At 70.6% G+C, this 14,431-nt stretch carries 12 protein-coding genes; 3 read left to right on the top strand and 9 right to left on the bottom strand.

The annotated features are described in order from the left end of the window. Position 1: 1 nt before the first annotated feature. The 4 genes from ACIRP2_RS32275 to ACIRP2_RS32260 all read right to left on the bottom strand — a co-directional run bounded on the left by ACIRP2_RS32275 (position 2) and on the right by ACIRP2_RS32260 (position 4,582). Positions 2-799: a family 1 encapsulin nanocompartment shell protein gene (locus ACIRP2_RS32275; RefSeq protein ID WP_404256535.1), complete on the bottom strand. Its 798-nt coding sequence runs from the start codon at positions 797-799 to the stop codon at positions 2-4. Continuing rightward, complete coding sequence (locus tag ACIRP2_RS32270; protein WP_404256533.1) at positions 799-1,869, bottom strand: Dyp-type peroxidase; 1,071 nt, start codon at positions 1,867-1,869, stop codon at positions 799-801. Before ACIRP2_RS32270 ends, ACIRP2_RS32275 begins: the two co-directional genes overlap by 1 nt. A 336-nt stretch (positions 1,870-2,205) precedes the next feature. Continuing rightward, positions 2,206-3,648 carry an NADP-dependent phosphogluconate dehydrogenase gene (gndA, locus tag ACIRP2_RS32265; protein WP_404256531.1) on the bottom strand — a complete coding sequence of 481 codons (1,443 nt, stop codon included), beginning with the start codon at positions 3,646-3,648 and terminating at the stop codon, positions 2,206-2,208. 181 nt (positions 3,649-3,829) lie between these two features. Beyond that, the gene (locus tag ACIRP2_RS32260) at positions 3,830-4,582 is read right to left on the bottom strand and encodes an FMN-dependent NADH-azoreductase (protein WP_404256529.1); all 753 of its coding nucleotides are present in this window, start codon (positions 4,580-4,582) and stop codon (positions 3,830-3,832) included. A gap of 73 nt (positions 4,583-4,655) precedes the next feature. On the opposite strand from ACIRP2_RS32260, the gene ACIRP2_RS32255 reads away from it, so the two are divergent. Continuing rightward, positions 4,656-5,546 carry a sigma-70 family RNA polymerase sigma factor gene (locus ACIRP2_RS32255; RefSeq protein ID WP_404256527.1) on the top strand — a complete coding sequence of 297 codons (891 nt, stop codon included), beginning with the start codon at positions 4,656-4,658 and terminating at the stop codon, positions 5,544-5,546. Between the two features lie 288 nt (positions 5,547-5,834). Further along, a complete protein-coding gene (locus tag ACIRP2_RS32250; protein ID WP_404256525.1) occupies positions 5,835-7,169 on the top strand; it encodes a peptidoglycan DD-metalloendopeptidase family protein in 1,335 nt (444 codons plus the stop codon). Here the strand turns inward: ACIRP2_RS32250 and ACIRP2_RS32245 are convergent. Further along, positions 7,139-8,386: a DMT family transporter gene (locus ACIRP2_RS32245; protein ID WP_404256523.1), complete on the bottom strand. Its 1,248-nt coding sequence runs from the start codon at positions 8,384-8,386 to the stop codon at positions 7,139-7,141. The genes ACIRP2_RS32250 and ACIRP2_RS32245 overlap by 31 nt on opposite strands. Before the next feature lie 234 nt (positions 8,387-8,620). Between ACIRP2_RS32245 and ACIRP2_RS32240 the strand changes: the two genes are divergently transcribed. Beyond that, the gene (locus ACIRP2_RS32240; protein ID WP_404256521.1) at positions 8,621-9,301 is read left to right on the top strand and encodes a (2Fe-2S)-binding protein; all 681 of its coding nucleotides are present in this window, start codon (positions 8,621-8,623) and stop codon (positions 9,299-9,301) included. A gap of 51 nt (positions 9,302-9,352) precedes the next feature. Here ACIRP2_RS32240 and ACIRP2_RS32235 read toward each other — a convergent pair whose 3' ends face one another. The 4 genes from ACIRP2_RS32235 to ACIRP2_RS32220 form a co-directional block, all read right to left on the bottom strand. Then, complete coding sequence (locus ACIRP2_RS32235) at positions 9,353-10,999, bottom strand: APC family permease (RefSeq protein ID WP_404256519.1); 1,647 nt, start codon at positions 10,997-10,999, stop codon at positions 9,353-9,355. Positions 11,000-11,286: 287 nt separating this feature from the next. Beyond that, complete coding sequence (locus ACIRP2_RS32230) at positions 11,287-12,447, bottom strand: serine hydrolase domain-containing protein (protein WP_404256517.1); 1,161 nt, start codon at positions 12,445-12,447, stop codon at positions 11,287-11,289. 201 nt (positions 12,448-12,648) lie between these two features. Then, entirely contained in the window at positions 12,649-13,125 is a 477-nt protein-coding gene (locus ACIRP2_RS32225; protein ID WP_404256515.1) for a Clp protease N-terminal domain-containing protein, read from the bottom strand. Next, the gene (locus ACIRP2_RS32220) at positions 13,112-13,357 is read right to left on the bottom strand and encodes a hypothetical protein (RefSeq protein ID WP_404256513.1); all 246 of its coding nucleotides are present in this window, start codon (positions 13,355-13,357) and stop codon (positions 13,112-13,114) included. The genes ACIRP2_RS32225 and ACIRP2_RS32220 overlap by 14 nt, the downstream gene beginning before the upstream one ends. Between the last annotated feature and the right edge of the window lie 1,074 nt (positions 13,358-14,431).

The following is a 14,431-nucleotide window of genomic DNA, read 5'->3' as shown; positions in this document are numbered from 1 at the left end:
CTCAGGCGATGATCGGGACGACGGCCTCGGGCGTCAGCATCCGGAAGGTGAAGGCCTGATGGAAGTAGAGCCGGATGCTGGTCGCGTCGTGGTCCAGGTAGCCGATCGACAGGTCCTGGCCCAGGCACAGCTCGAAGTCGCCGCCACGGGTGGACAGCAGCACACCGCCCGTGACGGCGGGGGCCCACAGGATCTGGTCGTCGAGCAGCCGGGTCAGATGTGTGGCCACCGGGTACCCGTGGTCGGAGGTCTCGGTCGCCTCGGTGAAGGCGTCCGCACCGAGCAGCAACCGGTACGGCCCGTCGACACCGGCCAGCCGCAGCTGGGTCAACGCCTGGCTGACGGCGGCCGGGTAGTCGCGGGCGTCGGCCGGCAACGGCAGCGGTGCGTGCGAGGAGCCGTCCCGGAGTCCGGTGATGCCCGCCGACGCGTACCCGTCGATGATCGCCATGTCCTCGGCGAACGCGCAGGTACGGGCCGCGTCCTTGACGGGCTGCCAGTCACTGTCGTCGGACCCGCGCTCGACGTCGTCCACGGCCGACCGGGTCACGGTGAACGGCACCCGCCAGTCGATGACGGGCATCGAGGTGCGGGCCCTGGCGAGCACATCCGGCGTGGGAGGGTCGATGTCCCGCAGATGACCGTCGCCGACGGCCGCCAGCTCGGGGCCGTCCGGACCGGTGACGTCGACGACACGGCGGCCTGCCAGATGGCGGCTGAAGGTGCGCCGGGCCTCTTCTTCGATCTGGTCCCAGGCGGCTTCCGTGACAGGTGCGAGCTCGCGGTGGAGGTTGTTCATCACTGGGCGCTTCCTTGCAGGCTGCCGATGCGCAGCGAACCGTCGTCCGAACGGACCGGGACCGGGGGCCGTGCCGCCGGCGCGGACGCGGGCTCCGGCAGGGTCTCGGTGGCGGTCGCCGCGGGCGACGGCGGCGGGGCGTCGAAGAAGTCGGCGCCGGGGACATAGAAGAGCGTGCCGGTGACCGCCGTCGAGAAGTCGAGGATGCGGTCGTACGTTCCGGGCGGACTGCCGAGGAACATGTTGCGGAGCATCTGCTCGGTCACGCCCGGGTCGGCGGCGTAGCCGATGAAGTAGGTGCCGAACTCACCCTGTTCGAAGCTGCCGAACGGCATGTTGGCCCGCAGGATCTCGCGTTCCGTGCCGTCGGGATCGGTGATGGTGTTGAGGGCGACGTGCGAGTCGGCGGGCTTGACGTCGTCGGAGAGCTCGATGTCGGTGAACTTCGTGCGGCCGATGACCCGTTCCTGCGCCTCGGTGCTCAGCGCGTTCCAGGACGCGAGATCGTGCAGGTACTTCTGCACGATGACGTAACTGCCGCCCGCGAACCGCGGATCCTCCGGGCCGATCAGGGCCGCCGACCGCGCGTCCGCCCCGACGGGGTTCTCGGTGCCGTCCACGAAGCCGAGCAGATCCCGGTGGTCGAAGTAGCGGAACCCCTGCGTCTCGTCGACGACCTTCACCGATCCGCCGAGCCGGTCGAGGAGCTGGGACGCCCACTCGTAGCACACGTCCATCCGCTCGGCCCGGATGTGGAACAACAGGTCCCCCGGGGTCGCCGGAGCATGGTGGCGGGTACCGCGCAGTTCCTGGAACGGGTGGAGCCCCGCGGGCCGGGGGCCCGCGAACAACCGGTCCCAGGCGTGGGAACCGAAACCGGTCACGGAGACCAGCTCGGTGGCCGGGAACCGGAATCCGATGGAGCGCGCGATCGCCGGAAGATCCGGCAGCACCTCGCGCACGACGGCCTCGCCACCGGGCTCGATCGTGGCGACCAGGATCAGGGCCGCACTGGTCAGCGGCGTGACGACGGGCTGCGCCGTGACCGGCTCCGGCGTGGCGTCGGGCATACGGGGGCTCCATGGGGCGTCAGCGGTACGGAACGACAACAGCTCGCGGGGCGGGGGCGACAACAGGCCCCGTTGCCACTTACGCACACGTGCGGCGGCGTCGCATCCCGGGACATCCGACCGGGCGACCGCCCGGTCGGATGTCCTGGGGGCCCGGGTCCCGCGCCCGGACACCGAGAAGCCCGACGACCCGCGATTCCGGCGTCCGCGACGGGAGGGAGATGTGACGTCGCGGCGCTCTCCCGTGTCGCTCGGACAGTTCCCGTCCAGGCCGGCGCACGGGGCAGGGAACCGGGAAGGCCCTCGCCCACCGGGGCGGACCCGGAGCCCCGCGCCTCAGCCCGCCCCGACCTCGGACCGGTCGCCGCCCCAGAGCGTGTGGAAGGAGCCCTCGCGGTCGGTGCGCCGATACGTGTGCGCGCCGAAGAAGTCGCGCTGTCCCTGGGTGAGCGCCGCGGGCAGCCGGTCCGCGCGCAGTCCGTCGTAGTACGCGAGCGCGGCCGCGAAACCGGGTGTCGGCACCCCTTGCCGCACGGCCTCGGCGACCACGGTCCGCCAGTCGTCCTGTGCCGCACCGATCTCCGCAGCGAACTGCTGGTCGGAGAGCAGGCTGAGCAGGTCGGGGCGGGCGTCGTAGGCCGCGCGGATCCGGTCCAGGAACGCTGCCCGGATGATGCACCCGGCCCGCCAGATCGCCGCCACCGCGCCGAGATCGATGTTCCAGCCGTACTCTTCGCTGCCCGCCCGGATCTGGTGGAACCCCTGCGTGTACGAGACGATCTTGGACGCGTACAGCGCCTGCTCCACCCGGTCGGCGAAGGCGGCGGCCTCGGCCTCCCCGAGCGGCGTGGCCGACGGGCCCGCCAGACCTTTCGCCGCCTCGCGCAGATCCGCGTGGCCGGACAGTGAGCGGGCGAAGACGGCCTCCGCGATACCGGAGACGGGCACTCCCAGATCCAGCGCGATCTGCACCGTCCAGCGGCCCGTGCCCTTCTGCTCCGCCCGGTCCTGCACGATGTCGACGAAGGGCTTCCCGGTGGCCGCGTCGGTGTGGGCCAGGACCTCCGCCGTGATCTCGATCAGATACGAGTCGAGGCGGCCGGTGTTCCAGCCGCGGAAGGTCTCGGCGATCTTCGCGGGGGAGTACCCGGCGACGGCGCGCAGCAGGTCGTACGCCTCCGCGATCAGCTGCATGTCCGCGTACTCGATGCCGTTGTGGACCATCTTCACGAAGTGCCCGGCCCCGTCGGGACCGATGTGGGTGGTGCACGGGGTGCCGTCCTTCGCCTTGGCGGCGATCTTCTCCAGCAGCGGTCCCAGCGATGCGTACGACTCGGCCGAGCCGCCCGGCATGATGCTCGGCCCGTTCAGCGCGCCCTCCTCGCCGCCCGAGATGCCGACGCCCACGAAATGGATGCCGCGCTCGCGCAACTGCTTCTCGCGGCGGCGGGTGTCCTCGAAGTGCGCGTTGCCACCGTCGATGATGACGTCGCCCTCTTCCAGGAGCGGGACGAACTCCTGGATCACGGCGTCCGTAGGATCGCCCGCCTTGACCATGATGACGAGCCGGCGCGGGCGTTCCAGAGCCGCGACGAACTCCTCCGGGGTACGCGCGGGCACGAAGGAGCCCTCATCGCCGAACTCCTCGACCAGAGCGTCCGTCTTCGCGGTCGTCCGGTTGTGCACGGCGACCGTGAAGCCGTTGCGTGCGAAGTTTCGGGCGAGATTGCGCCCCATGACCGCGAGGCCCGTGACGCCGATCTGCGCAGTGCCGCTCATCTGTCCGCTCTGCAATCTGTGTCGGGAATGCCGGGTTCTCCAGTATGGATACGGGGCGGGGGAACGGCCTGCCAGGGATGGGCCGTATGGACGTGCCGGGGCTGCGGGCTCCTGCACGCTCCGGCCTTCGAGCGGCGCGGCCGCGGGCGAGGGTGCGCCGGCGCGGGCCGACCGGACCGGATCAGCCCGGAGCCCCGAGTCGGGTCGCGGCCATCGGCATGGTCCCGACGTCCGCGTCGATCGCCGACCGGGGCGCGGCCGTGGCCAGCGCGGTCACCTCGGCCCGCGCCGCGACCAGCGAACTCTCCGCCAGCGGCCGGAAACGGGCCAGGTGCGGGACGAGTCCGGCCATGGTCATCTCCACGCCGACGAAGCTCAGATTCTCGTCCGCCACCCCCTGCCCGCCGAAGTACGTCCGCAGGTAGGGCGTTTGGAAGTCCCATGACTCGCGTGGGGTGCCCGGACCGTAGGAACCGCCCTGCGTGGTGATCACCACCACCCGCGTGGCCCGCAACAGGCTCTCCCCGGTGTCCGGGTCGGTGAGAGCCCCGGGAAAGCCCACCCGGTCGATCCACGCCTTCAGTGAGGCGGCCACCGAGTAGTTGTACATCGGGGCACCGACCAGCAGGGTGTCGGCCGCAAGCAGTTCGGAGACGAGCGGGCGGGTCAGTGCCCACTCCCGTTTCTCGGCCGGGCTCTCGGCCAGAGCGTCGACTTCGGGCGGCGGGACGAGGCCGTGTCGCTCCACGCGTCGCCCGAGCGAGCAGTAGGCGGTGCCCAGCGGCGGCACCGGGTCGGCGGCCAGATCCCGGTAACGGTAGCCGGCCGTGCCGTGCACGGACCGCCAGGTGTCCGCGAACAGCGAGGTCAGCTGTCTGCTGAGGGACTCGCCGGAACGATTGGCACTGGAATCCAGGTGCAGCAAGGACGTCATCACTTCTCCTGTCACTTCGGCTACGTTGCGTTCGTCATGAGAGCTGACGGGGCTGGACGGAGAAAGGTGACCGGTGGACGAGCGCGACGGGCTGGCGGAACGTTTCGAGACGCAGCGCGGCAGACTGCGCGCGGTCGCCCACCGGATGCTCGGATCGTTGGACGAGGCCGATGACGCCGTGCAGGAGGCATGGCTGCGGCTGTGCCGGATCGACGCCGGCGAAGTGGACAACCTCGGCGGCTGGCTCCGGACCGTGGTGACCCGCATCTGCCTCGACATGCTGCGTTCCCGCAGCTCGCGGCGGGAGTACCTGACCGCGCAGGAGACGCTCGACCACGTCGCGAACCCCGCGCGGGCGAACCCCGGGGAAGATCCGGAGGGCGAGGCATTGCTGACCGACTCGGTGAGCCGAGCCCTGCTTGTCGTGCTGGACGCGCTGGGCCCCGCCGAACGGGTCGCGTTCGTGCTCCACGACATGTACGCCGTGCCGTTCGACGAGATCGCCCCGATCGTGGAGCGCACACCGGTCGCCACGAAGAAGCTCGCCAGCCGCGCGCGCCACAAGGTGCGGGGCAGGCCGGTGGTCCCGGCGTCCGAGCTCGCCCGGAACCGGCAGGTCGTCTCGGCGTTCCTCGCCGCCGCGCGGGCCGGTGATCTCGGCGCGATCCTCGCCGTGCTGGACCCCGACGTGGTGCGACGCGCCGATCCCGCCGCCCTGCCGCCGGGCGGAGTGACCGTGGTCCGCGGCGCGCGGGCCGTGGCGGAGGGCACCGCCGCACTGGCGCAGAGGTCCCGGCTCGCGGAACTCGCCCTGGTCGACGGTGCGGTGGGTGTCGTCGTGGCCCCGCGCGGACGGCTGTTGTTCGCGCTCACCTTCACCGTCGAGAACGACAGGATCGCCGCGTACGACGTGATCGCCGATCCCGTGCGCCTGCGACGGCTCCGCCTCGCCGTCCTCGACTGACGGGCGAAGGACCCGAGTCGACCCGGCGTCGGGCTCGGTCGGCGTACGGCTGCGCGGGACGAGCGCCCCTGGGTTCGCCGCGACTTCGCACCGGCTCCGGAGCCGTACGCGGAAGCCGAGGAGTGCGGGGGCGCGACCGGCGAGGCGGGAGTTCCCGTCCCACCGGTCGCGCCCCCGGACGAGCCGTCCGTGACGGGCCGAACGTCCTCGCTCCCTTGTCACCGAGCTTTGTCTGCCCATAAGTTGGGCGCTTGCGACGTGTCCTAATGCCAGTGGGGGAGCCAAGTCATGGCCGCGAACGGACGGCACCGCAGATACCAGCCCGGTCGGCTCAACCGTGCCTCGCTCACGGTCACCGCCGGAGGTGCGGGCATCGCGCTCCCACTCATCGCGGCCGCCTCGGCAGGCGCCGCCTCGACGGACGTCTGGGAGAAGGTCGCCGCCTGCGAGTCCACCGGCAACTGGCACATCAACAGCGGCAACGGCTACTTCGGCGGTCTGCAGTTCACCCGGTCGACGTGGGCGGCCTACGGAGGCACGGTCTACGCGCCGCGTGCCGATCTGGCCACCAAGGGGCAGCAGATAGCGGTCGCCGAGAAGGTGCTCGAAGGGCAGGGGCCGGGTGCCTGGCCGGGCTGCTCGACCCGGGCGGGGCTGACCAGCGGCGGGGACGCCCCCGGCATCAGCCCGCAGTCGGAGCGGACCGGTCATGCCGCGGTGCCCGGCAAGGCCACCGCCGGAAAGCCGGAGACGAAGCGGACCTCCGCGTCCGCCACGCCGACCACCGTGCCCGGCAAGCGTGAGATGTACACCGTGGCCCGTGGCGATTCGCTCTCCGCCATCGCGGAGACCGAGCACGTCCGGGGCGGCTGGCAGCATCTGTACGCGAGGAACCGGGAGGTCGTCGGCGACGACCCGGATCTCATCCTTCCAGGACAGCGCCTGAGCCTGGACGCGTCCCGGGCACCGAAGAAGGGTTCCCGAGCGGGTTCGGCCCCGGCGGCGAAGCCGAAGGCGAAGTCGCAGACGGCGAAGACACAGAAGGCGACCGCACCGCAGGGGAAGGGGAAGCCGCAGCACCGGACGGCCTCACCGAAGCAGCGAGCGACCACGCCCCGGCACGAGACCGCGAAGCCGCAGCACCGACCGGCGAGGCCGCACCACGAGACCGCGAAGCCGAAGAGGGCCGAGGCCCATGAACCGGCGCGGGCGGAGAAGCACTCCGGCCTCGTCGCGCCGGTCGCGGCGGGGATCGGCACCCCGTACCAACAGTCCGGTTCCTGGGCCAGCGGCTATCACACCGGTGTGGACTTCCCCGTCCCGACCGGTACCTCGGTGAAGGCGGTGGGTTCCGGCACGGTCGTCTCGGCAGGCTGGGCGGGGGCGTACGGGTACCAGATCGTGATCCGGCACGGCGACGGCAAATACAGCCAGTACGCGCATCTGTCCGCGCTCCACGTCCGTGAGGGGCGGCACGTCTCCGCCGGACAGCGGATCGCGCGCTCGGGCTCCACCGGGAACGTCACCGGTCCGCACCTGCACTTCGAAATCCGTACCGGTCCCGGCTACGGCTCGGACGTCGACCCGCTGGCCTACCTGAGAGCGGGCGGCGTCAGCGTCTGAACGGAGCTCCGGGGCCCGTCCGGATCAGCCTGCGCGGCGGATCCCGCCGACGTACCGTCCTGCCGCGCGGAGCGGGAACGCGAGGAGCGGCCGGTCGTGAACTCCACCTGCCCGAGCCGACGCTTCAGCGGCATCGTCAGCTGCAGGGCCGGGGCCGCCGAGGACCGTTCGGCGACGGCTTCGACGGCTTCGAGGGCCCCGGCGGGCATCGACGGTGCGGGACCGGGACGTGCCAGGACCGTCCGAGCAGGCTGAGGCGGACCACCGATCGGCTGCGCGGCGCCCTCGGTGCCGGGGGCCGCGCCCGAGTCCTCCGGGCACGTCACGTCGCCCGGGACGAGGCCCGCCGGCTCGCCCGGGGCGACCGGGTACGCACTCCCGGCCCGCTGCTCCGCGCCCAGCCGTTCCGTCGTCAGCAGGATCAGCCCACCCGCTGCGACCACCCCGCAGGCGAGGGCGAGCATCGTGCCCGTCGTACCGTGCCGGAACCGCTCGTCGAACAGGGTGATGCCGACAGCCGCGGCTATCACCGGGTTCACCACGGTCACGGTGGCCAGCGGCGCGGTCAGTCCGGCACCCCGGTACGCGGCCTGGGAGAGCAGCAGCCCGGCAAACGCGAACACGGCGATCGCCGGCAACGCCGGCATCCCGGCCCCCGCAGCACCGGAGGCCCACTGCACCGCCACCGTCTTCGTGAAAACCGAGGAGATGCCGAAGGCCACGCCCGCGCCACCTGCCAGGACCACGCTCCTCACCACCGGCCGGTGCGTCCCCTTGGCGATCAGGACGAGTGCCGCGACCACGCCGAGTGTGACTCCGGCGAGCATCAGCTGATCCGGGCCGCTCAGGCTGTGCGACTCGGCGTTCCCGGTGAGTGCGAGCAGTCCCGCCAGACCGACGGCCGCCATGATCGCGCCACGCCATGCGGTGGTTCCGGCCCTGCGGCGTACGAAGAGCGCCGCCATCGGCAGGGCGAAGACGATGGTCAGCGCACCGAGGGGCTGGACGAGGCTGAGCGGACCGTAGGCCAACGCCACGACATGCAGCACCGCCCCCACGCCGTTCAGCGCCACGGCGGCCCACCAGACGGGGTTGCGCAGGGGTGCGAACGAGCGGCCGTCTCCAGCCGTGGCCACGCGCTCCTGGACGATCGCCCCGGCCGCGTAGGCGACCGCGGAGACCAGTGAGAGAAGCACGGACAGCGCAAGGGAACTCATGTACACCACAATGTCTCTTCACAGCGGCCGCGTCGTCGTCCCTGAGGCGGCAATCCGGCGTACTGCCTTGGTAGTACGGGAGCGGCCCCGGTGTCCTCCTCCCGACGGTAGTCGTCCCTCCCGGGGACCCGGAGCGATCATTTCGACGGGTTACGGTGAGGGCCCGGGCGGCGGCACTCCGAGCGCCCGCGATGTCATCGAGGTGGCGGCCGGGAGCCGGGACGGAGCAGCGTGATGGACGAGCCCATGGCGGACTCGCCGGCCGGATTCTTCGCTCTCCGGACGTCCGCGCCCCCCGACGGGGCGCACCGGCCGCTGGCCCTCCTGTATGCGGGGGAGTCCGCACAGCTCACGGCTCGTATCGACGCCGTCGGCGACCGGCTCGGTACCTCCGAGCGCAGGGTCGCCGCCTCCGTCGCACACCTGGGGCTGGCCGCCCGCCTCTGGTCCGTCGCGCTCGGCCCGGCGGCCCTGACCGGACGCTTCCCCGCCCTTTCTCCCGATGCCCTGCTCTGGGATCCGCGGCACACCTGTCCCGACGACCTGTGGCTGAGCTCCGCCGCCACGCTGCCCGCCACGGCCGACCGCATCCGGGAAGCCGTTCAGTACGGCCATCTCGTTCCCCTCGCCGAAGCGATCCACCGGGACGGCCCCCTGTCGGACCGGCTGCTGTGGGGCAACGCGGGTTCGGCGCTGGCAGGGTCCCTGCGTCAACTGGTCGCCTGGGCCCATGAGCATCGCCGCCCCGATGTGTCGGGCCGGGCCCGTGCGCTGGTCGCCGAACTGTTCGACCACCCGGACCTGCGGAACACCGGCGGCCCGCACGACACGGCGTTCCGCCGCCGCAGTTGCTGCCTGTACTACCGATGCCCGGCGGGCGGTCTGTGCGGCGACTGCGTTTTCGAAAGCACCTGACACGCCCACGCGCCGCGAGGCCGCCGTGGGCGGAGGACCGGCGCGTCCGGGTCACCCGCCGGGTACCACCTCGACGGAGCCGATGTACTCCTGGGTCTCCTCCGGAGGGAGACGGACGGCCTGGGCCCAGAAGTAGATCACCAGACTGAAGGCGGCGACGAGGACGATGTCCCACCACAGCGGAAGCGCGTCGGTCGCACCGCAGGACGCGGACGATGCCGGGCCCGTGCTGCAGAAACCGCCCTGCCAGGAGATCAGCCCCATGCCCACGAGGTAGACCGGCAGCCACTGCGCGGACCGCCAGTCCATGTGCGGAACCCTCGGGTTGAGCTTGAGCAGGGCGGAGCCGCCCAGCAGAAGATAGCCGAGCACGATGGCCACACCGAGCCGCCACAGGGTGTCCCAGCCCGCCCAGTAGATGATCAGATTCGAGACGATGAAGGCCACGGGCGCCCAGAACATCCCCCCGCGCAGCCGGTACGGACGAGGCCGGTCCGGGTCCTGCTTGCGCAGGCATCCGAAGGCCAGTGGCGCCCCCGCGTACATCAGCACGCTCGCGGACGTGACGAAGCCGACCAGCTTCTGCCACGTGGGGAACGGCAGGAACACGATGAGCCCGATCACGAAGGCGAAGAGCAGGCTGAACCACGGGACGCCGCGCTTGGTGGTGCGCTCGAAGACCACCGGGACGTAGCCGTTGCGGGACAGTCCGTAGGAGACCCGTGAGGTGGCCGTGGTGTAGATGAGGCCCGTGCCGGACGGTGACACGACCGCGTCGATGTACAGCAGCGTGGCGAGCCAGCCGAGTCCGACGGACGTGGCGAGCCCGGCGAACGGGCCCGCCTTTCCGCTGAAGGTGAGGTCGGCCCAGCCATGGACGAACGCGCTGTGCGGCAGGGCGGCGATGAAGACGACCTGAAGTGCCACGTAGATGAGGACGCCGATGAGAATCGAACCGATGACGGCCCGCGGGATGTCCCTGGCGGGATCGCGGCTCTCGCCCGCCAGCTGATCTGCCTGCTCGAAGCCGAGCAGCGCGAAGATGATGCCGCTGGTGCTGATGGCGGAGAGCACGCCCTTGGCGCCGAAGGGGGCGAAGCCCTGGTAGCCGAAGTTGGCGCCGTGGAAAGTGGTGGCGGCCAGAACGACGATGGTGAAGACGGGGACCGCCACCTTCCACCACGTCGCCACGCTGTTGGTGTGGGCGAGCCATTTGATGCCGAAGAAGTTGACGACGACGAAGAATGCCATGAACGCGACGGCGAGCCCGTATCCCGCGGGTGTCAGATGATTCTTGCCGGTCTGCACCCAGGGGGCGTGCACGCTGAGATAGTTCAGCGATGCCATGACCTCGATCGGTGCCACGGTGACGGCTTGGAGCCACGAGAACCATCCGAAGGACGCGCCGGCGGCGCTGCCGAACGCGTAGTGCGGGAAGCGGGCCGTACCGCCCGCGACCGGGTACATGGCTCCCAGCTCGGCGTGGACGAAGGCCAGCACGATGATGGCGAGCGCCCCGATTCCCCAGGAGACGAGTGCCGCCGTGCCGGCTGCCTGTGCGGCGAACAGCGCGCCGAAGAGCCAGCCGGACCCGATGATGGACCCCTCCGAGGTCCAGATGAGACCGATCAGCCCGATTTCCCGCTTGAGGCCCGGGTTCGTCGGCGCCGTGGGCGCGACCGGCCTGGACATCCGCATGGTGCATGCACCCCTTGCTCCGGCGGGGATGAGGCGTGGGGTGTAGACGTGCCTCTGGGGACCTCAACAACATGCCCCGATCCCGGTGAATCGTTCCCGGTGCACGTGGAAGTTGCGCCACTCGGCCCTGTGGTCCTTCAGCGGGAGGCCCTGCTGGTGCGGTGCCGGACCTCCTCCCCGCGGTCGTGCCACGTCCCCGCCGGGCCACGTCCCCGCCGGGCCACGTCCCCGCCGGGCCGCGGACGGACGTGGCGCGGACCACGCGGCCGACGTTGTGAGTCCGGGGTTCAGGTGCCGCTCCGGCGGCAGAACCTCGCCTGGAGCAGATCGGTGAAGATTCCGATGGGGTCGTCCCAACCGCCCTCGCTCCAATCGCCGTTGACGTTGGTGGTGACCATCTGTTCGCCACCGCGAGCGCCGTAGCTGTAGGACCACGATCCGAAGAGCGCACCCCCCATGCCCCAGACCGTTTTTCCGCAGGGCAGTCTCACCGAGGAAACGCCGAGGCCGTAGGCGGCATGGGAGATCCAGTCGCGGGTGGGCACGGTGGTGAACATGTCGTGGTGCTCGCGCGGTGGCAGTATCCGGCCCCCCAGCAGGGCGCCGAAGAACCGGTTGAGGTCCCCGGCGGTGGAGATCATGCCGCCGGCTGCCCAGAACATGGACGAATCCAGCTCGGTCGCGTCGTGGACCGGCGCGCCCGGGTCGGTCCGGAACAGCTTCGTGTAGTGCCGGGAGTGTGGCCCGTGGATCGTCGGGTCGCTGCCGTGCGGCAGGTACGTGCCGGTCAGGCCGAGTGGGCCGGAGATCCGCTCCGTGATCTCCTCGGCCAGCGTTCGCCCCGTGGCCCGTTCGATGATCAGGCCTGCGAGGACGTAGTTGGTGTTGGAGTACGCCCAGCCCGAACCCGGTGTGAAAGCGGGCGGATGGGATACGGCGATCCGTACCGACGACTCGGGGGTGTGTGTCTCGTGACGGTTGAGTGCTTCCTGGTCGTCGGTGTAGTTGAAGATCCCGCTGGTGTGGTTGAGCAGCATCCTGATGTTCACCCTGGCGCCGTCGTGGTGGTGGCCGTGGACCAGGCCGGGCAGCCACTGCTCCACGGTGTCGTCCAGGCTCAACCTGCCTTCGGCCGCCAGCCGCAGCACGACGGTGGCCACGAACGTCTTGCTGATGCTGCCGATGCGGAACCGGTCCTGCAGTGAGCGCTTGCGGCCGGTTCGGGTGTCGGCCACTCCCGCGGTCCCGAACCACTGCCGGTCGCCGTCCCGGACCTCAGCAAGAATGCCGGGAAGGCCGCCTCGAGTCACGGCTTGCCGGAGTAAGCGCTGGATCGCCTCGTGGTTCTCGGCCCTTGGAGCCGGCGCGGACTCGGACACGCCGCCCGCAGCCTCGATGGGTTCGGTGCCCGGTCGGTCGCTGTCCGTATGAGCGGTGTGTCGGTGCATACGGTTCTCCTTGTCGTGTGCGGCCCGCGGATGGCCGCCCGGACCCTCTTCACAGCGTGATGGGGTGGCCCACCGGCTCTCATCAGGGGCTTGGGGGCCGGCGCAGCGTGCGATGCGTCGCGCAAGCCCGCAGGGCTCGCTCATCAGCCCGGTCAGGGCATGGCCGCGGGGTGGATCGGCCGTGTCAGCTGTTCTTGGTGGTCACTGATCCTGGCTGTTGAGCGTCTGCCGTACGCGGTCCGCCAGTTCGACCTGATCGATACCGGCCAAGGCGAGAGCGCGTGGCACGGTGCCGATGCGAGCCTGCAGGACCCCGAGCAGCAGATGCGTCGAGCGCAGGTCCTTCTTGCGGGCGGAGGCGAAGCTCCGATCCAGTGCGAGTCTGGCGGACGCGCCCATCCTGGGCTGCTGGGAAGCGTGGCTCGGCCTGGGAAGGTCATAGGCGGCCGGAGACACTCCGATCATGCTCAGGCTGTGCTCGAACTCTCGGTCCAGCGCCTCGCGGACAGCAGCGTGATCGAGCCCGGCCGAGGCCAGGACCTGCTGTGCCGCAGACCCCTGATCGGCGGCGATCGACAACAGGAGATGGTGCGCGTCGATCGTCGCGGACCCGTCCTCGTGGGCTTCCTGCGTCGCCCGCACGATGACCGCGTGCAGGTACTTGTCAAACGCGCTCATCGCCGCGCCTCCTCAGCCTGACTCCGGCGGCGATGAGCCGCTTGGCGTGCTTCTTGTGGACGGCTTGGCGGGTGACACCGAGTGCCTCGGAGACCTGCGGCCAGCTCCAGCCCGCTCGCATGGCCTGCTCGACAGCGGCGTTCTCCAACTGATCGGCAAGGCGCCGCAACGCCACGACAGCCGCCAGGGCGTCAGCCGGCTCTTGAGGAAGCGGATTCTTGGCAGCGGACATGCAAGCAACTGTAGTTGACTAATGAAGATAGTCAACCCGAGTTGCCAATGATCGAGGCCGTGCGGGGTGATGCGTCGGGGACTCGCGATCACGGGCCGACATGTCGGCGTACGGCGCCACCCCCAAGCGATCGATGTGCCGCCCGTGAGTGGGAACTGCCGGCGACTCGCGTCGTGGATCGACGTCGGCGGACGAACTGTCCGGCCGGTGGATTCCGGGGCGTGCTCATCGGTTGCGCGGGCATCTCGACCGGGGGCGTGTAGGGGAAGTGGATCTCGACCGCGCGGTGATCTCGGCGAGTGTCACCGATGCCGCAGCCCCGTCAGGCGCCGCGTCTTCCAGTGCCGAAAGCCCCACCATGGTCATCCTTGGACACATTCCTCGGCGAAGAGGGCCGGTTGATCTCATATGGGCTGAGACCTTCCCCGAAATCATCCGCAGCCCTCAAGTCCTCGCTGCTGCGGGAGGAATGTTCGGCCTGTGGTCCCTGCTCTCGTGCCTGGGACCGACGGCGCGCGTCCCACCGGACGAGGCCGAGCAGAACAGCGACGACGACCACTGCTATACCGACGGGGAATATCCAGCGCACGGCCGAAGCCGCCAGTGTGATGTCACTGATGGGCACCTGGCTCACGAGGTGGCTCATCTGGCCCACGTCCTTCCTGAGGGGATTCCACCGCTCGCAAAGCGAGGCAGAGGCTTCCGCTCATTGGAGAGAGCCCGCGACGGCTGGAGCCGTGAGAGATTCCGATCCCGCCGCCCTTGGCCGGATCGATCTCGCGGGGCCCGCCTGAACGGGACGCCCGGCAGGGCTCAAGCTCCCTGTCAAGTCTACGGCGCGGGCGTACGGGACCGCTCGGTGCGCGGCGGGTGTATCAGGGATCAGGGACACCTCTTGGGGTGACGAGTGCGACGCGGCCTGCGCACCCGGCGACGGACGGCCCGGACATCCACCGCCGGGGCGGCAACCCCGCTGACGAAGCGGCCACCACGACGCGGCGGACGGCCCGGACCGGTCCTGACTTGTCATGCACCTGGACAGTGGATCGGGTGTCGTGCTGTCATGCCAACGAC

The organism is Streptomyces sp. NPDC101194 (genome assembly GCF_044767885.1).
In the GTDB taxonomy this organism is placed as follows: Bacteria; Actinomycetota; Actinomycetes; order Streptomycetales; family Streptomycetaceae; genus Streptomyces.
The sequence above is the reverse complement of the archived record's forward strand: the minus strand, read 5'-3'. Positions and strand labels throughout refer to the sequence as shown.

Coding starts and splice junctions, on each gene's coding strand:
- ACIRP2_RS32275 (WP_404256535.1), bottom strand. CDS start 799: ATGAACAACCTCCACCGCGAGCTCGCACCTGTCACGGAAGCCGCCTGG.
- ACIRP2_RS32270 (WP_404256533.1), bottom strand. CDS start 1,869: ATGCCCGACGCCACGCCGGAGCCGGTCACGGCGCAGCCCGTCGTCACG.
- gndA (WP_404256531.1), bottom strand. CDS start 3,648: ATGAGCGGCACTGCGCAGATCGGCGTCACGGGCCTCGCGGTCATGGGG.
- ACIRP2_RS32260 (WP_404256529.1), bottom strand. CDS start 4,582: ATGACGTCCTTGCTGCACCTGGATTCCAGTGCCAATCGTTCCGGCGAG.
- ACIRP2_RS32250 (WP_404256525.1), top strand. CDS start 5,835: ATGGCCGCGAACGGACGGCACCGCAGATACCAGCCCGGTCGGCTCAAC.
- ACIRP2_RS32245 (WP_404256523.1), bottom strand. CDS start 8,386: ATGAGTTCCCTTGCGCTGTCCGTGCTTCTCTCACTGGTCTCCGCGGTC.
- ACIRP2_RS32240 (WP_404256521.1), top strand. CDS start 8,621: ATGGACGAGCCCATGGCGGACTCGCCGGCCGGATTCTTCGCTCTCCGG.
- ACIRP2_RS32235 (WP_404256519.1), bottom strand. CDS start 10,999: ATGCGGATGTCCAGGCCGGTCGCGCCCACGGCGCCGACGAACCCGGGC.
- ACIRP2_RS32230 (WP_404256517.1), bottom strand. CDS start 12,447: ATGCACCGACACACCGCTCATACGGACAGCGACCGACCGGGCACCGAA.
- ACIRP2_RS32225 (WP_404256515.1), bottom strand. CDS start 13,125: ATGAGCGCGTTTGACAAGTACCTGCACGCGGTCATCGTGCGGGCGACG.
- ACIRP2_RS32220 (WP_404256513.1), bottom strand. CDS start 13,357: ATGTCCGCTGCCAAGAATCCGCTTCCTCAAGAGCCGGCTGACGCCCTG.